This is a genomic window from Bizionia gelidisalsuginis (genome assembly GCF_008086185.1).
Taxonomy (GTDB): domain Bacteria; phylum Bacteroidota; class Bacteroidia; order Flavobacteriales; family Flavobacteriaceae; genus Bizionia; species Bizionia saleffrena.
On the sequence record NZ_VSKN01000011.1, the window covers coordinates 76,831 to 100,768 of the forward strand.

25 protein-coding genes and 1 tRNA gene are annotated in these 23,938 nt (G+C 33.2%); 14 read left to right on the forward strand and 12 right to left on the reverse strand.

The features are described 5' to 3' along the window. Positions 1-71 precede the first annotated feature (71 nt). On the forward strand, positions 72-326 hold the full coding sequence (locus ES677_RS09615; RefSeq protein ID WP_262712718.1) for a DUF4249 domain-containing protein: 255 nt from the start codon (positions 72-74) through the stop codon (positions 324-326). 916 nt (positions 327-1,242) lie between these two features. Further along, positions 1,243-2,502 (forward strand): DUF4249 domain-containing protein, encoded by a 1,260-nt coding sequence (locus ES677_RS09620; protein ID WP_148381128.1) that lies wholly within the window; start codon positions 1,243-1,245, stop codon positions 2,500-2,502. Between the two features lie 82 nt (positions 2,503-2,584). Here the strand turns inward: ES677_RS09620 and ES677_RS09625 are convergent, their stop codons facing one another. Next, on the reverse strand, positions 2,585-3,082 hold the full coding sequence (locus ES677_RS09625; RefSeq protein WP_148369134.1) for a hydrolase: 498 nt from the start codon (positions 3,080-3,082) through the stop codon (positions 2,585-2,587). A gap of 25 nt (positions 3,083-3,107) precedes the next feature. Continuing rightward, a complete protein-coding gene (locus ES677_RS09630; RefSeq protein ID WP_148381129.1) occupies positions 3,108-3,869 on the reverse strand; it encodes an MBL fold metallo-hydrolase in 762 nt (253 codons plus the stop codon). Positions 3,870-3,963: 94 nt separating this feature from the next. Here ES677_RS09630 and ES677_RS09635 point away from each other — a divergent pair, with 94 nt between their 5' ends. Continuing rightward, positions 3,964-5,418 carry a TonB-dependent receptor gene (locus tag ES677_RS09635; RefSeq protein WP_148369138.1) on the forward strand — a complete coding sequence of 485 codons (1,455 nt, stop codon included), beginning with the start codon at positions 3,964-3,966 and terminating at the stop codon, positions 5,416-5,418. Positions 5,419-5,519: 101 nt separating this feature from the next. Here the strand turns inward: ES677_RS09635 and bcp are convergent, their stop codons facing one another. Then, on the reverse strand, positions 5,520-5,975 hold the full coding sequence (gene bcp, locus ES677_RS09640; RefSeq protein ID WP_148381130.1) for a thioredoxin-dependent thiol peroxidase: 456 nt from the start codon (positions 5,973-5,975) through the stop codon (positions 5,520-5,522). Positions 5,976-6,010: 35 nt separating this feature from the next. Between bcp and ES677_RS09645 the strand changes: the two genes are divergently transcribed. Continuing rightward, entirely contained in the window at positions 6,011-6,679 is a 669-nt protein-coding gene (locus ES677_RS09645; protein ID WP_148381131.1) for an endonuclease III domain-containing protein, read from the forward strand. Between the two features lie 218 nt (positions 6,680-6,897). Here the strand turns inward: ES677_RS09645 and ES677_RS09650 are convergent, their stop codons facing one another. Further along, the gene (locus tag ES677_RS09650) at positions 6,898-7,482 is read right to left on the reverse strand and encodes an RNA polymerase sigma factor (RefSeq protein ID WP_148369144.1); all 585 of its coding nucleotides are present in this window, start codon (positions 7,480-7,482) and stop codon (positions 6,898-6,900) included. A gap of 235 nt (positions 7,483-7,717) precedes the next feature. On the opposite strand from ES677_RS09650, the gene uvrA reads away from it, so the two are divergent. Next, entirely contained in the window at positions 7,718-10,501 is a 2,784-nt protein-coding gene (gene uvrA, locus ES677_RS09655) for an excinuclease ABC subunit UvrA (protein WP_148381132.1), read from the forward strand. Positions 10,502-10,825: 324 nt separating this feature from the next. On the opposite strand, the gene murA is transcribed toward uvrA, so the two are convergent. The 3 genes from murA to ES677_RS09670 all read right to left on the reverse strand — a co-directional run bounded on the left by murA (position 10,826) and on the right by ES677_RS09670 (position 13,238). Beyond that, a complete protein-coding gene (gene murA, locus ES677_RS09660) occupies positions 10,826-12,142 on the reverse strand; it encodes a UDP-N-acetylglucosamine 1-carboxyvinyltransferase (RefSeq protein WP_148381133.1) in 1,317 nt (438 codons plus the stop codon). 8 nt (positions 12,143-12,150) lie between these two features. Continuing rightward, positions 12,151-12,822, reverse strand: a complete 672-nt coding sequence (locus ES677_RS09665) for a DUF4290 domain-containing protein (protein WP_148369150.1) — start codon at positions 12,820-12,822, stop codon at positions 12,151-12,153. Positions 12,823-12,944: 122 nt separating this feature from the next. Further along, the gene (locus ES677_RS09670; RefSeq protein WP_148381134.1) at positions 12,945-13,238 is read right to left on the reverse strand and encodes a DUF493 family protein; all 294 of its coding nucleotides are present in this window, start codon (positions 13,236-13,238) and stop codon (positions 12,945-12,947) included. A gap of 91 nt (positions 13,239-13,329) precedes the next feature. Here ES677_RS09670 and ES677_RS09675 point away from each other — a divergent pair, with 91 nt between their 5' ends. From ES677_RS09675 to ES677_RS09695, 5 genes are all read left to right on the forward strand, one after another. Continuing rightward, positions 13,330-13,872, forward strand: coding sequence for an AAA family ATPase (locus tag ES677_RS09675; RefSeq protein WP_148369154.1), 543 nt, complete (start codon positions 13,330-13,332; stop codon positions 13,870-13,872). Continuing rightward, the gene (locus ES677_RS09680; RefSeq protein ID WP_148369156.1) at positions 13,872-15,773 is read left to right on the forward strand and encodes a RecQ family ATP-dependent DNA helicase; all 1,902 of its coding nucleotides are present in this window, start codon (positions 13,872-13,874) and stop codon (positions 15,771-15,773) included. Before ES677_RS09675 ends, ES677_RS09680 begins: the two co-directional genes overlap by 1 nt. Then, entirely contained in the window at positions 15,773-16,732 is a 960-nt protein-coding gene (gene fmt / locus ES677_RS09685; protein ID WP_148381135.1) for a methionyl-tRNA formyltransferase, read from the forward strand. The genes ES677_RS09680 and fmt overlap by 1 nt, the downstream gene beginning before the upstream one ends. A 189-nt stretch (positions 16,733-16,921) precedes the next feature. Next, complete coding sequence (locus tag ES677_RS09690) at positions 16,922-17,194, forward strand: HU family DNA-binding protein (protein ID WP_148369160.1); 273 nt, start codon at positions 16,922-16,924, stop codon at positions 17,192-17,194. 124 nt (positions 17,195-17,318) lie between these two features. Then, a complete protein-coding gene (locus ES677_RS09695; protein WP_148369162.1) occupies positions 17,319-17,879 on the forward strand; it encodes a YqgE/AlgH family protein in 561 nt (186 codons plus the stop codon). Here ES677_RS09695 and ES677_RS09700 read toward each other — a convergent pair. Further along, a complete protein-coding gene (locus ES677_RS09700; protein WP_148369163.1) occupies positions 17,876-18,718 on the reverse strand; it encodes an aminotransferase class IV in 843 nt (280 codons plus the stop codon). The genes ES677_RS09695 and ES677_RS09700 overlap by 4 nt on opposite strands. Before the next feature lie 56 nt (positions 18,719-18,774). After that, the gene (locus ES677_RS09705) at positions 18,775-19,161 is read right to left on the reverse strand and encodes an START-like domain-containing protein (RefSeq protein WP_148369165.1); all 387 of its coding nucleotides are present in this window, start codon (positions 19,159-19,161) and stop codon (positions 18,775-18,777) included. Positions 19,162-19,294: 133 nt separating this feature from the next. Between ES677_RS09705 and ES677_RS09710 the strand changes: the two genes are divergently transcribed. From ES677_RS09710 to ES677_RS09725, 4 genes are all read left to right on the forward strand, one after another. Beyond that, positions 19,295-19,368, forward strand: a tRNA-Met gene (locus ES677_RS09710). Between the two features lie 54 nt (positions 19,369-19,422). Next, positions 19,423-20,781, forward strand: a complete 1,359-nt coding sequence (locus tag ES677_RS09715; RefSeq protein ID WP_148381136.1) for a tyrosine-type recombinase/integrase — start codon at positions 19,423-19,425, stop codon at positions 20,779-20,781. A 5-nt stretch (positions 20,782-20,786) separates the two neighbouring features. Beyond that, positions 20,787-21,464 (forward strand): hypothetical protein, encoded by a 678-nt coding sequence (locus ES677_RS09720; protein ID WP_148381137.1) that lies wholly within the window; start codon positions 20,787-20,789, stop codon positions 21,462-21,464. An 83-nt stretch (positions 21,465-21,547) separates the two neighbouring features. Next, positions 21,548-21,991: a hypothetical protein gene (locus tag ES677_RS09725; protein ID WP_148381138.1), complete on the forward strand. Its 444-nt coding sequence runs from the start codon at positions 21,548-21,550 to the stop codon at positions 21,989-21,991. Positions 21,992-22,137: 146 nt separating this feature from the next. On the opposite strand, the gene ES677_RS09730 is transcribed toward ES677_RS09725, so the two are convergent. The 3 genes from ES677_RS09730 to ES677_RS09740 form a co-directional block, all read right to left on the reverse strand. Then, a complete protein-coding gene (locus ES677_RS09730; RefSeq protein WP_148369172.1) occupies positions 22,138-22,836 on the reverse strand; it encodes a hypothetical protein in 699 nt (232 codons plus the stop codon). Between the two features lie 386 nt (positions 22,837-23,222). After that, entirely contained in the window at positions 23,223-23,411 is a 189-nt protein-coding gene (locus tag ES677_RS09735) for a DUF6804 family protein (protein ID WP_148369174.1), read from the reverse strand. Then, entirely contained in the window at positions 23,398-23,937 is a 540-nt protein-coding gene (locus ES677_RS09740) for a hypothetical protein (protein WP_148369176.1), read from the reverse strand. The genes ES677_RS09735 and ES677_RS09740 overlap by 14 nt, the downstream gene beginning before the upstream one ends. Position 23,938 lies beyond the last annotated feature (1 nt).

The following is a 23,938-nucleotide window of genomic DNA, read 5'->3' on the forward strand; positions in this document are numbered from 1 at the left end:
CACTTAAAAACGAAGTAAATTAACAAGAAGTAAAGTTGTCGCGCACCTATCTATGAGAGAGTAATATTAAAATAGTTGAAGAGAATACTTCTGTAGTTATAACAGATAACCAAGGCAACACTTATAATTTTATCCAAAATAATATAGGCGCTTACGTTTTTAATGTGGCGTTTGAAGCCCTCCCCAACACAATGTATACCCTTAGTATAAAAACCAGCGATGGTAAACAGTATATATCTTCAAAAACTGAGCTTGCTCCCTTATCGCAAATAGACGATTTATATGCCGAAGTTATTTCTGGCGGAAGAGACGCTAATAAGGTTTAAGTTTTACTGAGTAGCAACAATGAATCTACAAATGCACCGTATTTTAGATATGAATATACAGAGACACACAAAATAAGAGTACCTTATTACGCCTACTATAATCTTGAACTCTTAAATGTTTTAAATAACAGCAATGACTTTGATTTAACTTTATTACCAAAATTGGAAAGTCAACGTGTCTGTTTTACCACAAACTCTTCAATTCCCATTATACAAACCTCTACAAATACCCTAAATCAAAATAATGTTAGTAGACTCCCTGTAATAACCATTAATAAAGACGCTGCTCTTTTACGGGAGCACTACTCTTTAATGGTAAGACAATATATTCAAACCCCATAAGCCCATAATTTTTACAAAAAAATAAATGAATTAGGCGACCACGAAAGCCTACTTTCAGAAAATTAACCGGGCTACATAATAGGAAATATAAATGCCGTATATAATAAGGATGAACGTATTATTGGTTATTTTTAAGTGTCTTCAGTCTCTTACAAAAAACTCTATTTTAATTTTCAAGATTTAAACATTCCTCAACCCTATATCCTTACGACTCTGACTATAGAACGGATGAATTTGAGATTACTAATTATAATGAAAACCACCTAAAGTTAAATTATACTTTATATGGAGATAACCAAAACCAACGTGCGCAACTTTTCAAGTTTTTATCACCCAATTGGGCTTATAAGTATGTTGCTGGCGGCAATGGTATTTACAGAATAGTAAGCCCCTAGTGTGGAAATTACACCTCATATTGCTCTAACATACAACCCGATTTTTGGGAGAATTAATTACTAAAACCTACTTTTAATACCTAATTTGTGCGATATATTTAATATATTAGTTTACTGCAATAAAAGGGTTTAGTACATTGCAAAGCTTTTGCTTGTTAAAATAATTTGACTAAATTAAAATGAAAGAACTCTATAAAATTTTAGCATTAACACTCTTTTCGAGTTGTTTTAATTGCACAGAGGAGATCCCATTAGAAACTCAAGATTTTGAGGACGTTTTAGTTGTAGAAGCAACTCTTACAAACGAATTAAAACATCAAGAAGTAAAACTTTCACGAACCTATTTTTTAGAAGATAGCAATCTAATAATTGAAGATAATGCCTCTGTTTCTGTGTCAGATAGCTTAGGCAATACTTATAACTTTGCACAAAACAGCGAAGGCACTTATGTCTCTAATGAGGCGTTTGAAGCCTCTGCCAATACAAATTACACGCTCTTAATTACAACCAGCGATGGTAAAAACTATACCTCTTCAGAAACTGCGCTTTCTCCAGTATCGCAAATAGACGAATTGTATGCGGCAGTAAGTTCCGGCGGCACATCGGCAAACAAAATTCAAGTTTTACTAAATAGTAATAATGAATCGACGAACGCTCAGTATTTTAGATATGAATTTACAGAAACACACAAAATTGTAGTTCCTCTTTACGGTAATAGTGATGCTTTAATTACTAACATTGTCAACAATGGTTTAGAGTATGAAATCGTTATTGTACCCAAAACAGAGAATAAAGAAACGTGCTATACTACAAATTCATCAACAGAAATTATTCAGGCATCTACTAGCCAACTCGATAATAATATAATTGATAGATTTGTAATAAGAACGATAGAAAAAGATGATGTCTTAATTCGACAACGATACACTATACTAGTAAAACAGTTTGTTCAAAGTATAGAGTCTTATAATTTTTACAAAATAATTAATTCTTTAAGCGCTAACGAAAGCTTGCTTTCAGAAAGTCAATCAGGATATGTTATAGGTAATGTTAGAGCCGTAAATAATAAAAACGAACGTGTTATTGGTTTTTTTGAGGTGGCGACTGTATCCTCTAAACGCCTCTATTTTAATTATGAAGATTTAAATATCCCGCAACCGCCCTACCCCTACGATTGTTTATATCGTACAAATGAAATATCGGAATTTGTACCCTACCATTTTAATTATAACGAAAACCATTTAATCCTAGATTATAGTTTAAATGGTGGAGGAATAGGGGTTCCAAACCAAAGAGCTCAGCTTTTTAATTTTTTATCACCTTTTAAAAATTATCAATATATAGGCGGCGAATTTCCTGTTTATTCAATTGTTAGTCCAAAATGCGGAGATTGCACCTCGTACTCCTCTAACATACGCCCAGATTTCTGGGAGGATTAAGTTGGAAAAATTATTTTAAATACGCGTGTAATATTTCTTTAATCTATTGGTTTATTAGAAGATAAACTACTAAAAGCTATGATTACATACGGTATAAGAACGAGTCTTCAACGCTATATTCTAGCTCGCTTTTATCGTCTATAAAATACTTAATAAACAATTCACCCGAAAACTGACCATCGGTAAAATCGGCTATAATCCATTTATGATTTAAAATTCTAATAGAATTAATCTGCATTCTATTTCCTTCGCTAGACGCGTATGGAATAAGTGGGTGCTGACCTTTCGTTTCGTTTTGTGCATATAAACCATCTTTAATTAATGGTAATAATTTAGAAATGTTATAGCCGCTATCTTCAAAATAAGATAAAGCAGGATCGTTCCATTCAATATCAAAAAGAGCTAAATCGGTTATTTTATTATTCAGCTTTACGATAGAATCTTTATATTTTTCGGTTTGCACTTTATAAGTTGCTACTGTTTTATTACTATCATCGAAAATTTGTTTAGCCGTCATGTATTGAAACAACAATATTAACAACGTAAAAATAAACAAGTACATAAATATTTTATTCTTCATAATATAATTTTATATCTCTTCTTAATTATAGTTCAATTTCTAATTCGTCGTAAGCCAAAAACACATTTTCGGGTAAATTCGCTTGCACAGCGTCGTGAAATCCTAAATGATGACTAATATGCGTTAAATAGGCCTTTTTAGGTCTTAATATAGTAATAACTTCTAAAGCTTGTTCTAAGTTAAAATGAGAAATATGTTCTTCTTCACGTAACGCATTTATAACTAGAACATCCAAATTTTTAAGCTTTTGTAATTCAACTTTAGGGATAGTTTTCATATCGGTGATGTACGCAAAATTGCCAAAACGATACCCAAATACTTGCAATTTATAATGAAAGCCTTCAATTGGGATAACAGCCATATTTTGCAACATAAACGGTGCATTCTTCACTTCATTTTCAATGACATTTGGCACGCCAGGATATTTATTTTCTGTGGCAAAAATATAATCAAAACGACGACGCAATTCGCCTAAAACGCGTTTGTGTGCATAAATAGGAATATCGCCTTGTCTAAAAAAGTAAGGTCTAATATCGTCTAAACCAGCCGTGTGATCAGCGTGTTCGTGCGTAAATATTACACCATCAATCCGGTTGCAATTCGCTCTTAACATTTGGGTTCTAAAATCGGGGCCACAATCTATAACATAAGTATAGTTTTCCCACTCCACTAAAACCGAAACTCGGAGGCGTTTATCTTTATAATTTTTACTTAAACATACAGGGTGAGTGCTTCCTATAACAGGAATACCTTGCGAAGTTCCAGTGCCTAAAAATGTAACTTTCAAATAATATTTCTTTGGCACAAAAATAAACTATTTATTTTGTTTCATATAGTAATTTGGTACCTTTGTAGTATTCAAATAAATTCCGATTCTACTTATGGAAATCACATTAAAAGGAGATAAAATTATTGCAAGTGTTCCTTCATTAAAAGATAAAGCATTGCGCATTAACTTAAATGAAAACATTTACGGAACGTTCTCCGAAATTGGTGCTGGACAGGAAACGGTGCGTCATTTCTTTAGAGCTGGTGGAGGATCGGGAACCATTGCTAAAGCGATGTCTGCTTACGATAAAGATTTTAGTGATGCCATTTACGGTATTGAAAAAGACAGACGCTACGTTACCGAAGCACGTTTACGTAAAATGCTTGATCACGAAATTAACTTGATGGAGCAACGTATAACACGCGATAAACATCCGCATAAAATGTTTTTTAGTTATGCAAATACCGTGGCAACTATAGATTTTGCAAAAAAATTTAAAGGGCACGGTTGGATCGGTATAAAATACCAAATCGACGCAGACCAGGCCTATAATGAAATTGTATTACATGTGCGTTTTAAAGAAAATGATGCGCGCTTACAACAAGAAACATTAGGCAAATTAGGTACAAATTTAATTTATGGCGCCTATTATAAACATAACAAACCGAAGAAACTACTACGATATTTATACGATCATTTAGATCAAGATCAATTAGAAATCGACACCATTAACTTCTCTGGACCTGTTTTTGAAAATGTAGATAACCGTTTGATGAGTTTACAATTGGTAAAAAACGGAATGACCGATGCCATTATGTTTGCGCCAGATGGTAACAATGTGCTCCCTGCAAAAGTACTTTATAAAAAAAATATTTTAACGCTACGCGGAAGTTTTAGACCGGTAACGAAAGTAAATATGGATATGTATAAGAAATCTTACGACATGTTCATTAAAGAAAATAAAGTAGATGAAGATAATACGCAAGTTATTTTCGAAATTACGCTTTCTAACCTTCGTGCCGAAGGGGAAATTGACGAGCAAGATTTTATGGATCGTGCTAAATTACTATGCTCTTTAGGGCAAACGGTTTTAATTTCGAACTTTCAAGAGTATTATAAACTGGTAGAATACTTCTCGCAATACACCAAAAGTAGAATGGGCTTAGCGATGGGTGTAAATAATTTAATCGATATTTTTGACGAAAAATACTACCGTCATTTAAGTGGTGGTATTTTGGAAGCTTTCGGAAAACTGTTTTTTAAAGATTTACGTGTGTATTTATACCCAATGGAAAATGAAGATGGCACCATTACAACCAGCGAAAATTTAAAGGTACACCCAAGAATGAAAGAACTTTATAAGTTCTTTAAATATAACGGAAAAGTAGTAGATATTACAGAATACGATTCTACTACTCTAACCGTGTTTTCTAGAAAAGTTCTTTCTATGATTGCAAAGAATGAAGAAGGTTGGCAAAAAATGTTACCTCCGGGCGTGTCTAGTTTAATTATGGAAAAAAGCTTATTTGGCTGTGAGACGGAGCAAGCCAACTGTGACGAAAAGTAAAATATAACACTATAAATAAGGCTGCTATTTCTATAAATAGCAGCCTTGTAACATATTACTTTATTCTATTTATAAATTAAAATTCAATACAATATAAAGCTCTACAACTCTAGTATTTGAGCAGCGTGATCTTTCGTTTTCACTTTATCGATAACGTACGCTACCACCCCGTTTTCATCTACTATAAAGGTTTTTCTATGAATACCGTCGTATTCTTTACCCATAAACTTCTTTAATCCCCAAACACCAAAAGCATTAATAACGTCTTTATTTTCGTCGGCTAATAAGGGAAAAGGAAAGTCGTATTTCGTTTTAAAATTCGATTGTTTTTTTTCAGAATCGGCACTCACTCCTAAAATCTCGTACCCTTTATCTTGTAAAATTTTATAATTGTCGGTTAAGTTACACGCTTCGGCAGTACAGCCAGGCGTATTTGCTTTAGGATAAAAAAACACGATTAATTTTTTGCCTTTATAATCTGATAACGAAACCGTTTCACCATCTTGATTATTTACCGAAAAATCTGGCACTTTATCTCCTTGTTTTAATGTAGTCATAGTTGTATTTTTGATTTATACCAAAAATACAATATATGACGAAGCAAGAAAAGGTAGAATTTGTTATAAATACGTTAAAAGACTTATATCCAGAGATACCTGTGCCTTTAGATCATACAGATCGTTATACGTTGCTCATTGCTGTTTTACTCTCTGCACAGTGTACCGATGTTCGCGTTAATCAAATTACCCCATTATTATTTGCAAAAGCAGACAACCCCTACGATATGATTAAACTTTCAATAGAAGAGATTAAAGAAATTATTCGTCCGTGTGGCTTATCACCTATGAAAAGTAAAGGTATTTACGGATTGTCTAAAATTATAATTGAAAAACACAACGGAGAAGTCCCAAATACCTACGAGCATTTAGAGGAATTGCCTGCGGTCGGTCATAAAACAGCAAGCGTGGTAATGTCTCAAGGTTTTGGTTTTCCGGCTTTTCCTGTCGATACTCATATTCACCGTTTAATGTACCGTTGGAATTTAACCAATGGTAAAAATGTGGTACAGACCGAAAAAGATGCCAAACGTATATTTCCTAAAGACATTTGGAACGATTTACACCTTCAAATTATATGGTATGGTAGAGAGTATTCGCCCGCGCGAGGTTGGGATTTAGAAAAAGATATTATTACCAAAACGATAGGGAGAGCAACAGTACTTAAGGATTATTATACCAAAAATAAAAAAGCCTTGAAATAAATCAAGGCTTTTAAAAAACTAATTCTGAAGCGCTTCAAACTTCAAATTTTTATATTTAATAACACATAAAGCCTTTGAATAATTAAGAATAAAACTAATAGTCTCATCTCGTGGGTTCATTTTAATTTCTGTTTTATTTTTCTTAGAGTAGAGTTTCGCCATCTTTGGTTTTTAGTTGTTTACAAAATGTAAAACGGCGCACTTTACAAAATATTGTGCTAATTGGTTAAAATAATGTTGTGCTTCTCAATTACCTTCCTCATATTAATTAATGCATAACGCATACGTCCTAAAGCAGTGTTAATACTTACCCCTGTACGCTCAGAAATTTCTTTAAAACTCATATCATTATACATACGCATCATTAAAACTTCTTTTTGGTCTTCTGGGAGCTCATCTATTAAGCGTCTTACATCACTTTCTACTTGTTCTTTAATAAGCGCTTTTTCAGCGTTAAGCGTATCACAACTCAATACAGAAAAAATACTAAATTCGCCACTATTATCAAATTTTGGCATCCTGTTATTCTTTCTAAAATGATCTATAACCAAATTGTGAGAAATACGCATAACCCAAGGTAAAAACTTACCTTCTTCATTATAAGCACCTCGTTTTAATGTTTTAATAACTTTAATAAAAGTATCCTGAAAAACATCTTCGGCGACATCTCTATCGTACACTTTAGAGTATATAAAGCTAAAGATGCGCTGTTTATGCCTCTTAATTAAAATTTCTAATGAAGATTCATCGCCTTGAATATAGTTGCTAACTAATGTAGCATCTGAGATTAGTTTGTTTTGCATAATAATTACTTTTTCTTGAAGAAGAAGCCTTCTTTCAATTTGGGATTTATAAAGTGAAAAGTAATATTATGCTATAAGCGATGGATTTAAGATTGTTATTGAATGAATCAAATATAACAACAATCATTCCTAAAAAACAAAATAATATAAAGATTTAACACTTTATTGCACAATATTCTTTTTTTAATGCTGCTTCATATACCTTATCTTTGCACTTTATATATTAAAAACACTTATGAATACTATACTTTCCGAAGTTAACCCTAAACAAAACATTATTATTAAAGGTGCGAGACTGCACAACCTTAAAAACATTGATGTTGTTATCCCCAGAAACAAATTAGTGGTTATTACGGGGTTATCGGGTTCTGGAAAATCAAGCTTGGCGTTCGATACTTTATATGCTGAAGGCCAACGTCGTTATGTTGAAAGCTTATCGAGTTATGCCAGACAGTTTTTAGGCCGCCTAAACAAGCCTAAAGTCGATTATATAAAGGGAATCGCTCCTGCCATTGCCATCGAGCAGAAGGTGAATTCTACAAACCCACGATCTACTGTAGGGACAACCACCGAGATCTACGATTATTTAAAATTATTATTTGCTAGAATAGGCAAAACCTATTCCCCAGTGTCTGGACTTGAAGTAAAAAAAGATACGGTTAGCGATGTTTTAAAATATATTAAAACACTCGACGAAAAAGAAAAACTTCTCCTCCTTGCTCCTGTTTTTTTAGAGGAAGGAAGAACGATAGAAAATAAACTTCAAGCGTTAAACCAGCAAGGGTATGCGCGTATTAAATACAACGGCGAAATCTTAAAAATTAACGATGCTGAAAACATAAGTTCGTTAGATAATTTATTTTTAGTTGTCGATAGAATTGTCACCAAAAACGACGAAGATTTTTACAATCGGTTGGCCGATGCAGTTCAAACTGCTTTTTTTGAAGGAAAAGGAGAGTGTTATATTCAGTTGTTAAAAGAAGATTCGAAGCGTCACTTTAGTAATAAATTTGAATTGGATGATCTTTCATTTCTTGAGCCCAATGTGCATTTATTCAGTTTTAATAATCCTTATGGTGCGTGTCCTAAATGTGAAGGTTACGGCGATATTGTTGGAATTGATGACGATTTAGTAATCCCAAATACAGAACTATCCGTTTATGAAAACGCTATTTTTCCGTGGCGAGGAGAAAGTATGAGTTATTATCGTGATCAGTTGGTAAACCAATCGCATAAATTCGATTTTCCCATTCACAAACCGTACTTTAAACTAGACGCTGTTCATAAAACATTAATTTGGGAAGGAAATCAGTATTTTGAAGGGCTAAATGCTTTTTTTGCAGAATTAGAATCTAAAGCCTATAAAATTCAAAATAGAGTAATGCTATCGCGTTACCGCGGAAAAACAAAATGCAAAACGTGCCAAGGGAAACGTTTAAGAATAGAAGCTAATTATGTAAAAGTAGATGGTGTATCCATTAGCGATTTAGTCGAAATGCCGTTGGATAAATTGGCAGACTTCTTTAAAAGTATACAATTAAACGACCACGATAGCACGATTGCTAAACGCCTGCTTATCGAAATCAACAATCGCATCTCTTTTTTATCAAATGTGGGATTAGATTATTTAACCTTAAACCGTAAATCGAATACGTTATCTGGTGGCGAGAGTCAGCGTATTAATCTAGCCACGTCTCTTGGGAGTAGTTTAGTAGGCTCTATGTATATTTTAGATGAACCTAGCATTGGCTTACATCCAAAGGATACCGAGCGTTTAATTATCGTTTTAAAAGCGTTACGCGATTTAGGAAACACCGTTATTGTCGTCGAACACGATGAAGATATAATGAAAGAGGCCGATCAAATTATCGATATCGGACCAGAAGCTGGAACTTTAGGAGGTGAAGTTGTTGCCTCAGGTACTTTTCAAGATATTTTAAAATCGAATTCACTAACCGCTCAATATTTAAACGAAACACTTCTAATAAAAGTGCCTAAAAAAAGACGGACTACTAAATACAATGTTGAAGTTATTGGCGCTCGCGAAAATAATTTAAAAAACATCAATGTTAATTTTCCTTTAGGAATGCTTACCGTTATTACAGGAGTTTCTGGGAGTGGAAAAAGTACACTCGTTAAAAAAATATTATATCCTGCATTACAAAAAACATTAACAGGTTTTGGTGAAAAACCAGGGCAATTTTCTGAATTAAAAGGCAATTACGCTAATGTAAAAAACATTGAGTTCGTAGACCAAAACCCCATTGGGCGCTCATCTCGTTCTAATCCCGTAACTTATATTAAGGCTTACGATGATATTAGAGCGTTATATTCTAAGCAAAAATTAAGTGTCATCCGCAATTACCAGCCTAAACATTTTAGTTTTAATGTCGATGGTGGTCGTTGTGAAACGTGTAAAGGGGAAGGCGAAGTGACTATCGAAATGCAATTTATGGCCGATGTGCATTTAGAATGCGAAACGTGTAAAGGAAAGCGCTTTAAAAAAGAAGTGTTAGAGGTGACTTTTGCCGATAAAAACATCGATGATATTTTAAATTTAACAATTGACGATGCCATTATTTTCTTTGATGAAAACCACGTAACAAAAATTAAAAACAAACTTCAACCCTTACAAGATGTGGGGTTAGGTTATGTTACTTTAGGACAGAGTTCTTCTACCCTTTCTGGTGGAGAGGCACAACGTATTAAATTGGCCTCATTTTTAGGAAAAGGAAACACGAAGGAGACGGCCTTATTTATTTTTGATGAACCCACGACCGGGCTACATTTTCACGATATTCAGAAATTGTTAAAATCGTTTACCGCTTTAATTGAAAAAGGCCATTCCATTTTAGTTGTTGAGCATAACTTAGAACTGATTAAATGTGCCGATCACATTATTGATTTAGGGCCGGAAGGCGGAGAATATGGTGGACATTTAGTTGCATTTGGAACCCCTGAAGCATTGGTGGAGGATAAAAAATCTATAACTGGTAAATATTTAAAAGATAAGCTTTAGTGTTTTACACTACATTCTTATAAAATCATTGTTGCCTGAGAGAAGACACAAGAGCCATTTACTTTTAGAATTAAGAACCAAGACGTGATTTTAGCCATTTAACAAATCCATAGGTTTAAGAGAAAAACCCCTCAATATCTCTTTAAAAATCATTCACTGAAAAGTAAGTTGTCATTTCAAAAAACTAATGAGGTTCTTTGTTTTAAAGTGTTAAATAAATTAACTTATTTTTAGCGGAAACTCTACTGTAATAAACAAAAAAAACGCTCACTTATTAAAGTGAGCGTTTTTTAGTTACCTATTTTAAAGAGAAATTAATCGTAATTAATTTCCATCAAGTCGTTCTATTTTAGCACCTATCTTTTTAAGACGTTCTACAATATGCTCATAACCTCTGTCTATTTGTTCGATGTTATGAATGGTCGACGTTCCTTTGGCAGAAAGCGCTGCAATTAATAATGAAATACCTGCTCTAATATCTGGCGAAACCATAGTTGTTGCTTTTAATTGCGATTTAAAATCGTGACCAATTACTGTAGCTCTGTGCGGATCGCAAAGAATAATTTTCGCTCCCATATCGATTAATTTATCGACAAAAAACAAGCGACTTTCAAACATTTTTTGGTGTACTAGTACTTCTCCTTTAGCTTGTGTTGCCACCACTAAAACGATACTCAATAAATCTGGAGTAAATCCTGGCCAAGGCGCATCGGCGATGGTTAAGATAGAACCGTCAATATAATTTTGTATTTCGTAACCGTCTTTATGCTCAGGTATATAGATATCATCGCCCTTACGCTCTAAAGTAATTCCTAATTTAGCAAACACATTTGGTATTTGCCCTAAATCGTCCCAACTTACATTCTTAATTGTCAGTTCGCTTTTTGTCATTGCAGCCAAACCAATCCAACTACCAATTTCAATCATATCCGGCAGCATTCTGTGCGCGGTTCCGCCTAAAACATCTACACCTTCAATGGTTAATAAATTAGAACCCACACCAGAAATTTTAGCGCCCATTCTATTCAGCATTTTACATAATTGCTGTAAATAAGGTTCGCAAGCAGCGTTATAAATGGTCGTAGTACCTTCCGCTAAAACAGCAGCCATAACAATATTTGCAGTTCCTGTAACCGATGCTTCGTCTAAAAGCATATCGGTTCCTTTTAATTTATCGGCTTCAACGCCATAAAAATACTCTTCGCGATTATATCTAAATTTAGCACCTAAATTTATAAATCCTTCGAAGTGCGTGTCTAAACGACGACGGCCAATTTTATCACCTCCAGGTTTAGGAATATATCCTTTACCAAAACGTGCTAAAAGCGGACCAACAATCATTATAGAACCCCGTAAACCACGTCCTTCCTCTTTAAAATTAGCAGATTTAAGGTAGTCTAGATTTATGTCATCGGCTTGAAAAGAATACGATCCAGAAGATAAATGTTTCACTTTTACCCCTAAATTTTTTAAAAGAGAGATTAGTTTATTAACATCTATAATGTCTGGAATATTGTTTATGGTAACAACTTCTGGGGTTAATAAAACAGCGCATAATATTTGTAATGCTTCATTTTTAGCTCCTTGAGGCTGGATTTCACCTTTTAATTGATGACCTCCTTCAATTTTAAATGTACCCATAGACTTCTTTAGTATCTTTTTTTACCGCGATTGGAATTGTTAGTGTGACTTTTTTTAGCGTACGCTTTTTTTGAGTTAGAACTCGTAGTCGTATATTTTTTCTTATTGCTATTTTGTAGTAAACGGGTCGCGTCTGTTAACTCTTCTTCGGTGTTTTTAAGATTAATTTTACCGTCAGATAGTTCATACAAATGATTGTAAATTACAGAATCTTCAACCGTATCTTTATTCCAATTTAAAAAACATTTTTTCATATGATTTGCAATCGTAAAGACCAAGGCTTCTTTTAGCTCCCCCTCTTCCCACGTATTTGCAACGTCAATCATTGTTTTTATATTATTTCCGTAGAAACGATATTTTGGAAAATTTTGTGGATAGGGTAAAGTTTCAGGTCTTTCGTTAAGCGCTTCTTCTGAAGGCATTCCGTAAGGCGAATCGACATCTAATTCAAAATTAGACATAATAAAAAGCTGATCCCATAGCTTGTGTTGAAAATCTGGAACATCGCGTAAATGCGGTTGCATATTTCCCATTACGGAAATTATTGCTTTCGCTAGCTTATTACGTTCTTCCTTATCTTCTTGTGTTTTCGCGAAGTTTATCATTTTCTGGAGATGTCTTCCATACTCCGGAATAATTAAATGTTCACGTTCTGTATTATACTCTATAGCGTCTATCAAAATAAAAATGTGTAGAATTAATGTGTTGCACTGTAGTCTTTATGCAATCGCCAAAATACAAAAAATAGTTTATATCTCCTTATATATAAACTATTTTATACTCTATATTCTTTGCGTTCTTTTTAAAGCGAAATAACATCTTCTACCTTCTGGGTAACTTCTAGATATTTTGCAATAACAGCATCTGGGTTTTCCATAACAATATTAACAGAAATACTAGTATACTTCGCATTACTCGATTCTTTAGTTGTAATAACAGCTCCTGCGTTATCGAAAACAGACTCTACCTCAATAATTTTTTCCGGACTTGTTTTTACTATAAATTTATATAAATATTCTGATGGCCAATTTGAAGTTTCTGCCAATTGTTCTTTTAAATTAGCGTAAAACTCTTCTTGATTTTGTTTTTTACTCATTGTTCTTTTATGTATTACAAAGATACATTTTACTTTATATTTTTTTTATATCTTTTTAATTACGAATTTTACAGCCAAAATCCTGCCAGAATTGAATACAAAAAAAATTGTCATAGCCGGCGGCCCCGGCACCGGAAAAACAGCTATTATTAACGAACTTATTAAAAGAGGTTACACGTGCTTTGAAGAAGTCTCGCGAGAAATAACGTTAGAGGCACGTAAACAAGGCATAGAGCAGCTTTTTCTAACCAAGCCACTGCTCTTTAGTGAACTCTTATTACACGGTAGGATAAAACAATTCAATACTGCTAAAAACAGCCAAAAGGATGTTGTGTTTTTAGATCGTGGTATTCCTGACATAGTTGCATATATGGATTATAGCGGCGACATTTATCCTGCTTTTTTTACCGAAGCTTGCCAAGAACACGAATACGATTATATCTTTATTTTAGCTCCTTGGCAAGAAATATTTATAAGTGATAGCGAACGGTATGAAAGTTTTGAGCAAGCTAAAGAAATACACGATTACCTCATAAAAGCCTATAAAAACAATAGCTACGAATTAAAAGACGTACCCTTTGGCACCATTAATGCGCGCACAGATTACATTTTAAACATGTTAAAAAACCTATAATGCAGCACCCAGTAAACATATTGGAACGCTACTGGAACTTTACCTCCTTTAAACCGCTTCAAGAAGATATTATTAATGCGGTAATTACTGGCGAAGACACTTTCGCTCTGTTGCCAACTGGCGGCGGTAAATCGCTATGCTTTCAAATACCCGCTTTAGCAAAAGAAGGTATTTGTATCGTTATTTCTCCGCTTATCGCTTTAATGAAAAACCAAGTACAAGCTCTTCAAGATAAAGGCATAAAAGCTATGGCTTTAACAAGTGGCATAAGTTATAAGGACTTAGATACGATGCTCGATAACTGCATTTATGGTAAGTACAAATTTTTATATCTCTCTCCAGAACGTCTACAACAAGACATAGTGAAGGATCGCATCCGACAAATGAATGTAAATTTAATTGCCGTAGACGAGGCGCATTGTATTTCGCAATGGGGAAACGATTTTAGACCGTCTTATAAAAATATAGCTGTATTAAGAGAACTTCAACCCACTGCTAATGTCATTGCTTTAACAGCGAGCGCAACTCCAGAAGTTGTAGAAGATATCGTTTCTCAATTAGATTTTATTGCCCCAAAGATATTTAAACAATCTTTTGCTAGACCTAATCTAGCGTATATGGTGTTTACTGAAGAAGATAAATTTTACCGATTGGTCGCCATCTTAAAAAAAAATAAAGCCTCTTCAATAATTTATGTAAGAAATCGAAAAGCGACGTTCGATATTAGTCGGTTTTTAGAGCATAAAGGGTTTACGGCTACGAATTATCATGGCGGACTTTCGAATAAGGAGAAAGATGAGGCTATGGATGCCTGGATAAATAACCGAAAACAAGTTATGGTAGCCACCAATGCCTTCGGTATGGGTATCGACAAGCCTGACGTTAAGACAGTTATTCATTTAAATTTACCAGAGAGTATAGAAAGTTATTTTCAAGAAGCCGGTCGCGCCGGGAGAAATGGAGATAAAGCGTTTGCCGTTATTTTAAAAGATAAAAATGACGAGGCTTTAGTTGAAAAACAATTTTTAAACGTGTTACCAACTGTCGATTTTATAAAACTTATTTACAAAAAACTAAGTAGCTATTTTCAAGTGGCTTATGGTGAAGGAGAGTTTGAAACTTTCGATTTCAACTTTAACGATTTTTGTAAAACGTACAAATTCAATACTATTATAGCATACAATGCGCTTTTGGCACTAGACCGCACCAGTATTATTACGTTGTCGAAGCAATTCAAGAAAAAAACGCTTATTCAAGTGGTTACCAGTAATGCTTCGCTTTTTAATTATTTAGAAACACATCCAGGCTCTGCTATAATTGTTAAAACAATACTTAGAACCTATGGCGGTGTTTTTGAGCAAGAAACAAAGATAAACACGCTATTAATCGCCGAAAAAACGGGGATTCCTGAGTTTAAAGTCATTTCTAACCTAGAACAATTAGAAAAAGCTGAATTGATAACGCTTCAAAATTCTAAAACCGATGCACAAATCACCTATTTACAACCTCGCGAAGATGATAAAAGCATCAACAGAATTTCTACGGTTATAAAACAACAAAATAGCTTGAGACAGCATCAAGTACGGTCCGTTTTAAATTATATTTCTAACGATACCATTTGTAAAAGCGTACAACTCCTCTCTTATTTCGGTGAGAAAAATGTTGACGATTGCGGGGTGTGTAATGTGTGCTTACAGAAGAAAAAAGCTCCAAAAGTTGATGCTAAATCGGTTAAACACGGTATTATTGAATTACTAGAAACGAGCGATCTATCCTCGAGAGCTTTAGCAGAACAACTACCTTTCTCTGAGCAGGATATACAGTGTACACTAACCGAATTGCTAGAGTACGAGATTATAAAACTAACAAAAACAAACACCTATAAATTAGCACATATATAATGAAAGAGACACACAGAGAATTACGAATTGTATTTATGGGCACTCCAGATTTTGCTGTCACACAATTAAAAGCACTTTTAGAAAACCATTGCACTATTGTCGGGGTTATCACAGCTCCAGACAAACCAGCAGGTCGCGGTAGAAAATTAAACGAAAGTGCGGTAAAAGTATTTGCTAAAGAAAAAGGGTTAAACATATTGCAACCCACTAATTTAAAAGACGCGACTTTTTTAGACGAATTGCGTGCGTTAAATGCCAATTTACAAATAGTAGTAGCCTTTAGAATGTTACCTAAAGCGGTTTGGCAAATGCCAGAATACGGCACATTTAACTTGCACGCCTCCCTATTACCTAATTATCGCGGTGCTGCCCCTATAAATTGGGCGATTATAAATGGAGAAACAAAAACGGGCGTTTCTACTTTCTTTATAGATGAAAAAATTGATACCGGAGCAATGATTCTGCAGGAAGAACTCACTATAGATCCTCATGAAAATGCCGGAAGCTTGCACGATAAGCTTATGCACTTAGGAAGCGATTTAATTATTAAAACTGTAAACCTTATTGCTAAAGGCAACGTAAGTACTACCCCACAGCCTGAGAATGCCATTAGTAAAACCGCCTATAAATTAAACAAGGAAAACTGTAAAATAGATTGGAACGTCTCTATTAACGCTATACACAATCATATTCGTGGTTTGAGTCCGTATCCTGCAGCATGGTGTTTATTTCAGAATGGGGATGCTGCGTTAGACATTAAAATTTATTCGGTAGAAAAAGAACTAGAATCGCATAATTTAACTATTGGAACGATTATTACCACAAAAAAAGAACTTAAAGTCGCTGTTAAAAACGGATACATTTCAATACTAAATATAAAACTTCCGGGAAAAAAAACAATGGACATAAAATCGCTTTTAAACGGATATGAAGTGAAAGCTGATGCAAAAATGCTCTAAGGCCGCATCGTTGCTGATATTTTAAAAAATCATATTAAACCATCCTTCTTTATTAACAAATTGGACAAGTTATTAACAAAATAAGTGATTTACCCCGTCATTACTTGCATGGTAGGATAATCCGTATAAATTTGTAAAGGATTTAACAATTATGTTTAACCAACTTTTATTAATATTAAAATTAAAACTATGAACAAAACAGATTTAATCGATGCAATGGCAGAACACGCAGGAATTACTAAAGCAGCTTCAAAGAAAGCTTTAGAATGTGCGTTAACTGAAATTGAAGGGGCTTTAAAGAAAGGCGACAGAGTTTCATTAGTAGGTTTTGGATCTTGGTCGGTATCTCAAAGAGCTGCAAGAGACGGAAGAAATCCTCAAACAGGAAAAACAATTCAAATTAAAGCAAAAAACGTTGTAAAGTTTAAAGCGGGTTCTGATTTATCAAATGCTGTAAACTAAGTTTTTAGCATCAATAATATAACTAAGCCTTCAGCAATGGAGGCTTTTTTTATGGATTTTATTTTCAAAAAATTGCATTTAAATAAAAAAAAAACTACTTTTAGTTAAATTAAATCTTTCTAAAATGATTTTAACTAAGCCAACCAAAGGAGATTTATTAATTGCAGAACCCTCAATAATCGGGGATTTATCTTTTAATCGTTCTATTGTTTTATTAACAGACCACTCTGATGAAGGCTCTATTGGTTTTATATTAAATAAGCCCTTGGGGTATACGATAGACGAACTTATTCCGGAGATAGAAACCCCTTTTAAAGTTTATAATGGCGGTCCTGTAGAACAAGATAATTTATATTTTATCCACAAAATTCCAGAGTTAATACCCAATAGTATTGAAATTTCGTTAGGTATTTATTGGGGAGGTGATTTTAGTGAAGTTTCTAAATTAATTATCCAAGGTAAAATAACAGAAAAAGACATTAAGTTTTTCCTGGGGTATTCTGGTTGGGAAATTAACCAATTAGAAAATGAGTTAAGAACCAACGCTTGGGTAGTTACAAAGAATGTTCACAAAAAAGCAATTATAGAAAAAGACTACGAATTTTTCTGGAGAGAAAAAATGGTCGAATTGGGTGGCACCTACAGCATTTGGTCTAATGCACCAGAAAACCCAAGTTACAATTAACCCAACCTCACTTTTACATTAAGTTTTTGCAATAATCCTTTTGCAACGGTATTTGCATATTCCTTTTTTCTATATTTTGTTATAGGTTGTATTCCGGTAATAACATTTGTAATGAATAGCTCGTCGGCTTTTTGAAGCTCGAAAGGAGAAATAGACTCTTCTAAGAATTCGTACTCTGGTAATAGTTCTAAAACCTGTATTATTTGCTTTCTCATTATACCTTTTAGGCAACCATCGGTTAATGGCGGCGTTTTAATAGTGTTTCCTTTCACTAAAAAGACATTTCCGTTCAATGCTTCAACGACACTTTTATTCGTGTTTAAAAGGAAGCAATTGTCTAAATCATTTTCTTCAGCATAGACGCTTCCAACAATGTTTATTGCTTTATTATTCGATTTTAAAGTCGATAACATACTTGGAGAAACATAAAAATCTTTAAATAAATCGACTTCGTACTGTGATTCATTCATCAAATAAAAGTCTGACGCTACTTTTTTAGCTGAAATAATAAAGGCAACCCCATTGTTAGTTGGTAAATATAGCCCTCCCGAGTTTCTATGTACTTGTAATTTTACACGTGCTGACGCCTGAGTAAGATCTTCACTTTCTAAAATTTTCAAAATTTCGGCTTCTAAAAACTCCATTGTAAACGACATCGGTATTTCCATACGCATAATACGCATTGAAGACATTAATCTAAAGTAATGATCTTCCCAAAACAATAGTTTACCGTGTGAGGCTTTTACTGTCTCAAAGAGTGCGTCTCCATAAGAATAACCTCTATTACTAGGAGTTAGAACACTGTCGTTTTCTTGAATATTACCGTTAAAATTTATCATAAAAAAAGTCCTGAATTTCTTCAGGACAAATATATGTTTTAATTCTATTTTTTATGCTATGCAGAACCTAATACCTGCTTTAAATCTGAGATTTGATTTTCCCAAAGCATTTTCGCATCTTCAACTTCGTCTGCTTCTGCAAAATCGATTATTATAATAGAGACATCTTTAGTAATTTCATCCACTTGAATTTTAATTTCAAAGAAATAAGAATCTACTTCATCTGCCAACCATTTAAATTTAATACGTTCGCCACTTTTTTTTGTAACTAATTTTGCCTGCTCTTCTGCCCCGTCCCAAATAAACTTAAATAATTCACCTCTTGAGTTAACATTATCGGCAAACCACTCTGATAAACCCGATGGAGTTGAAATATATTGAAATAGTAATGAGGGTGAAGCGTGAATAGGAAATTCTATTTCGTATTTAACTTTATCTTCCATATTTTCTTTAAAAATTATGGCGACAATATATACATTAATTAGTAAGATTAACACTCTAATGAAATAAAAATTTTATTTCACCTTTTACTTGTTTGATTGAAAATTGTTACTATATTTGCACTCTCAAAAATATGGCGAGGTAGCTCAGTCGGTTAGAGCGTCGGATTCATAACCCGGAGGTCACGAGTTCAATTCTCGTTCTCGCTACAAATCTTATTCAATTCAAAACAAACGGTTTAGTTCACTCTAAACCGTTTTTTTATGCTTACTACAAACGAAATCATTACATTTGAACACGATAATGAACACGATTTAGAACACGATTTGGCACACAAAAAAGATTTTTCACCTCCAAAAATTTACATTGCAAACGGCGATTTATCAAAACGCTGGTACGTTTATTTTTCATTTAGAGATCCTAAAACTGGACGACTAAAACGGATGAAAAACATTTATGGAGCTGCTAACTCACACAAGACCAAAGAGGAGAGAATGATGCTCCTTTCTCGCTATCGTAGAAGGCTGCTAAAATTACTACAAGAGGGCTATAATCCGTATATTAATAATACCGATTATCATAAAGAGCAATTAGCCGAAAAAAACAAACCTGTAGTTCCAAAAATTAAGAAGCAAAAAGTGGTAATCGCTGCTACAAACTCTATAGAAACAGCTGTAGAGCCTGCTTTACCTGTAGCAACATTGGAGGTTGAAAAAGAAAATCCTAAAATGACTTTGCGTGAGGCTTTTGATTTTAGTTTGAAGCTAAAAGCCAAAGTAATCAACGAACGCTCGCTTCAAGATTACCTATACAGCACCAATGCTGTTGTAAAATGGGCTAAGGACAAGCGACCAGAAATAAAAACCATCGATCAATTTGATAAAAAAGCTGCTTTAGCTTTTCTGAATTTTATATTATTAAGATCGAGCTCTAGGAATAGAAACAATTATCGCCTTAACCTTAGTAGTTTAATGCAAACGTTAGAGGATAATGAGATTATTGAACATAACCCTATTAGAAAGATTTCTGTTCTTAAAAGTACCCCTAAACGAAACCAGACCTATAGTCTTACAGAACAAGAAAAAATATTTGAATACCTTGAAAAGGAAGACCCTATACTCTTGTTGTATATTAAATTCATTTCTTACAACCTCCTAAGACCAATAGAGGTGTGTAGATTGAAAGTAAAAGATTTTGACTTAGAGAATAACACGATACAGTTTAAAGCTAAAAACAGCCCTTTAAAAACGAAGTTAATTCCCAAACTGTTACTTAAAGAGCTGCCCGATTTATCGAAGCTTCATCCTGAAAATCACTTTTTCACTCCAACGAAAATTGGTGGAACCTGGGACGCTACAGAAAACAATAGAAGAGATTATTTTTCAAAACGTTTTAAAACAGTAGTGAAAGATCATTTTAAACTGGGTGAAAATCACGCTTTATACAGTTTTAGACATACATTTATTACGAAATTATACCGTGGTTTATTAGAAAACTCATCGTCTCACGCAGCAAAAAGTGAATTAATGGGTATTACGGGCCACTCCTCTATGGATGCCCTAGAAAAATATCTGAGAGATATTGATGCTGAACTGCCAAAAGATTATTCTGACCTACTATAAGCGCTATGAATACTTTAACAACACTAAAAGAGAATTTAAGTAAAGACTTTGTCATTTACGTACCAGAGGCTGCATTTACAATACTAAAGGGAAGTATTTATGAAGGCGTAATTCCTGTTAATACCGTAAATAAATTATACTATCTGGAAACTAAAGAGCAACATTTCGATGATCTCAACGATTTTTCTATGCTTAAATTAATAAACAAAAATGAGCACTTAGAAAACAACCTATTTCTTTTATTTGAAGCTAAAAAAGAAATAGATATTGCACCTTTTCAAATACTCCTAAATAAATATAAAACCTATTTGGAAGGCTATATGTTTATTACAAATTGGATGTATCATAATATTGATTCTGTATTTAAAAATCTAGATCTCAAAATTGTCAATCTTTTTAAATTACAATTAGATTATTTCGAAAGGCATACGAAAGAATTTGACTCCTATTTTGACACCTCGCCTAACGACGATTTAAAGTTTCTAGATCAATTTAAAACAATTACACCTACCGTAGAAGAGAATGTTAAACCTAGTCTTCTAGCACCGATTGAAACACCTATTGCCACTGAAAGTAATTCTGTGGTAGAAAGCACACCTCCTAAAAAACAAAAATTGGTGATAGATGATGAGGAAGTCGATAGGCTGTTGTTAACTTCAGTATTTAATGTAACTCTTGACTAAATTTTCATATAATATAGTTGAAAACTAATAAAAATCATTAATTTAGCGTCAAACAAACGTTTGTTATACGTTAAATTAAAAATATGAAATATTACACTTGCGAGTATTGTTTTACCGAATTTGAACCTAAAAGACGTCGTGTTCAAAAATATTGTAGTGCCACTTGCCGTTCGAAAGCCTACCATTTAAGAAAATCGACCCCGAATAAGACTACAGAACTAATTCCCTTTACTACTGCAGTTCAGGAAGCGCAACCACCCATACCACCAAGCAAAACTAAAATTGAAGCCGTTAGTACAGCTGGTATTGGAAATGCAGCAGCAGGAAGTCTACTCGCCGATTCATTAAAATCTATATTTACGCCATTAGATAACAAACCAGCTACAAAAGCAGATTTCAAACAACTTAGCGATAAACTCACAAAACGTTACCATTTAGTCAAAAACATACCCAATAGACACGATGGTGCACTCCCCTATTTTGATATAGAAACTGGGAATGTTGTGTATTTGTGGGGGCGGGTTTAGAGATGTTAGCGTGATTGTTTAACTTTAGTTGCGTGTTTTAAAAACTAAAGTTAGTAAATAATTCACAGATAAGAAGAATCTAAGAACTTTCTTAAATAGTCTAAATTTATAAATTAATTTTATACGGTGTTGGCAGAAGTTTGTTTCTATGAAATTAGTGATTCAACTAAACCATCTTTTGAAATATTACCTGTTTTCAAAAATTCATGCAAAGCAGAAATACAGTATTCAGAATTTATATAATACCGTTTCATTTCTGAAGTATAATTGATTCCGTCAATAAAATATGCCTTATTACTAGTTTTATTCACATATATTTCATCTTTTAATCTATCATTGAAGTGAACTTTATATGTTTCCCATATTGGACCAAAGAAAGCTTTTTTACTCTTTATTTTTTTAATTTCGTAATTATTATTAAGTCGACTATTTATGCTTTGTTGGTTTTTGCTTAAGTAATTGTCAATTAAAAAGTCATTTATATCTGCGACGCTATTAATTTCAAAGCCATACTTAGATTCATTAATCAAAAAAACATAATTGTCTTTACTATCCATTTTTAAGGCAAATATATTTTCGTCCAAAAAACCATGTCTGAATAGATAACTTTCACCGTCAATATCAATTAGTAGATTATTTTGTCCTATGTATTCCCAATTTTCCCTTTTAACTTTTCCGTTTTTTGAGATTATAACTTGGTTATTATCACGAAAAATAAAAACATTTTTATTATCATTAGATTCATCAATTAAAACCCAATTTTGATTTTTTAATAAAGTTAAATCATCAAGTTTTTTAGAAAACTGCTGAATTTTTGGAATTACATTTAAAAAGTATGCATTCATTTTTTTTAGTTTTTTAAAGTAATGCCAACTTTTAGCCTATGGCAAGTAGAGCAGTAGAAAGCGATAAACTTTCAATTTTGCTCTGAGCCAAAACGTTGACTTTTGTTTTTAAAAGCCAAATCAACGATTTGGCGGTATTGGTAAATAGGACTGAACTTTAATAAACCACTGAACTCCCTATTCCCTATATAGCTAGTTATGAGTGTTGTTTTTTCTTTTTACGATATTGAGTTTCAATTTTAAACTTATCGTCCGCAACAGGAGTTAAAATTTGCGTTTTTTTAGGTAAACTTCGTTCATAGAATTTCTTTATATTCTTTTCATAGAAGACAAGTAAATCTTGAATTAATTCAAAATACGCGATGAATTAAAAGCATAATCCTCTCTTAAATACCTCCATAAATAATTACTTCTGTATTGTCATTTGTTTCATTTGCTTTGAATGCCAAAAATCCAAATCCAATAAGTGCTACAAAGCGTACAAATTGATAGAATCCATAAGGCATATCCAACAAACATAAAAACAATAAAAGTGCTAACGCAATTTTTAGTATTGTTTTGCTATTCTTCATCATTTTGTTTTAAACTATCTAATGTTTTAGAATCGATTTGACTTATAAGTTCAAATTCATTTGAAATATGCGTATCAAAAAAGTCCGCTTGAAGTCTTGATAGATAAGATTCGCTTATAATATCCTGCTCTAAATAATCCTCAAAATCTGGATGCTTATCAAGAATTGGTTTGTTAGCGATTTTTAATTTTGAGCGAATGACCTTGAAAAACTTAATTTCACTATACTCTACTTTATCATCTGCTTTGATTGTAGCAATTGCTACTTCAATTATTTTTAGTTCGTCGGCTTCTGTTAATTCAAATTCGGTAAGTTGATTAAAATAGTCTTTAAGAAACTGATGACCATCTTTATTAATAGCAAGTAATAAATTATCCATTTCAGAATTAATATCAATTTCACCAAACGTTTTTCTCTCCTGATGTAATTGCTTTATCAATTTTATTTCTCTCTTATCTATATCTCCATCACAAGCCATACATGAAAACGCCGTTTTAAGTAATAATTTGTCAAAGTTTATTGTTTCCATA

What these genes read in the sequence shown, in the direction of transcription:
- ES677_RS09620 (WP_148381128.1), top strand. Translation starts at nt 1,243, where the DNA reads ATGAAAGAACTCTATAAAATTTTAGCATTAACACTCTTTTCGAGTTGT.
- ES677_RS09625 (WP_148369134.1), bottom strand. Translation starts at nt 3,082, where the DNA reads ATGAAGAATAAAATATTTATGTACTTGTTTATTTTTACGTTGTTAATA.
- ES677_RS09635 (WP_148369138.1), top strand. Translation starts at nt 3,964, where the DNA reads ATGGAAATCACATTAAAAGGAGATAAAATTATTGCAAGTGTTCCTTCA.
- bcp (WP_148381130.1), bottom strand. Translation starts at nt 5,975, where the DNA reads ATGACTACATTAAAACAAGGAGATAAAGTGCCAGATTTTTCGGTAAAT.
- ES677_RS09645 (WP_148381131.1), top strand. Translation starts at nt 6,011, where the DNA reads ATGACGAAGCAAGAAAAGGTAGAATTTGTTATAAATACGTTAAAAGAC.
- ES677_RS09650 (WP_148369144.1), bottom strand. Translation starts at nt 7,482, where the DNA reads ATGCAAAACAAACTAATCTCAGATGCTACATTAGTTAGCAACTATATT.
- uvrA (WP_148381132.1), top strand. Translation starts at nt 7,718, where the DNA reads ATGAATACTATACTTTCCGAAGTTAACCCTAAACAAAACATTATTATT.
- murA (WP_148381133.1), bottom strand. Translation starts at nt 12,142, where the DNA reads ATGGGTACATTTAAAATTGAAGGAGGTCATCAATTAAAAGGTGAAATC.
- ES677_RS09670 (WP_148381134.1), bottom strand. Translation starts at nt 13,238, where the DNA reads ATGAGTAAAAAACAAAATCAAGAAGAGTTTTACGCTAATTTAAAAGAA.
- ES677_RS09680 (WP_148369156.1), top strand. Translation starts at nt 13,872, where the DNA reads ATGCAGCACCCAGTAAACATATTGGAACGCTACTGGAACTTTACCTCC.
- fmt (WP_148381135.1), top strand. Translation starts at nt 15,773, where the DNA reads ATGAAAGAGACACACAGAGAATTACGAATTGTATTTATGGGCACTCCA.
- ES677_RS09690 (WP_148369160.1), top strand. Translation starts at nt 16,922, where the DNA reads ATGAACAAAACAGATTTAATCGATGCAATGGCAGAACACGCAGGAATT.
- ES677_RS09695 (WP_148369162.1), top strand. Translation starts at nt 17,319, where the DNA reads ATGATTTTAACTAAGCCAACCAAAGGAGATTTATTAATTGCAGAACCC.
- ES677_RS09700 (WP_148369163.1), bottom strand. Translation starts at nt 18,718, where the DNA reads ATGATAAATTTTAACGGTAATATTCAAGAAAACGACAGTGTTCTAACT.
- ES677_RS09705 (WP_148369165.1), bottom strand. Translation starts at nt 19,161, where the DNA reads ATGGAAGATAAAGTTAAATACGAAATAGAATTTCCTATTCACGCTTCA.
- ES677_RS09715 (WP_148381136.1), top strand. Translation starts at nt 19,423, where the DNA reads ATGCTTACTACAAACGAAATCATTACATTTGAACACGATAATGAACAC.
- ES677_RS09720 (WP_148381137.1), top strand. Translation starts at nt 20,787, where the DNA reads ATGAATACTTTAACAACACTAAAAGAGAATTTAAGTAAAGACTTTGTC.
- ES677_RS09725 (WP_148381138.1), top strand. Translation starts at nt 21,548, where the DNA reads ATGAAATATTACACTTGCGAGTATTGTTTTACCGAATTTGAACCTAAA.
- ES677_RS09730 (WP_148369172.1), bottom strand. Translation starts at nt 22,836, where the DNA reads ATGAATGCATACTTTTTAAATGTAATTCCAAAAATTCAGCAGTTTTCT.
- ES677_RS09735 (WP_148369174.1), bottom strand. Translation starts at nt 23,411, where the DNA reads ATGATGAAGAATAGCAAAACAATACTAAAAATTGCGTTAGCACTTTTA.
- ES677_RS09740 (WP_148369176.1), bottom strand. Translation starts at nt 23,937, where the DNA reads ATGGAAACAATAAACTTTGACAAATTATTACTTAAAACGGCGTTTTCA.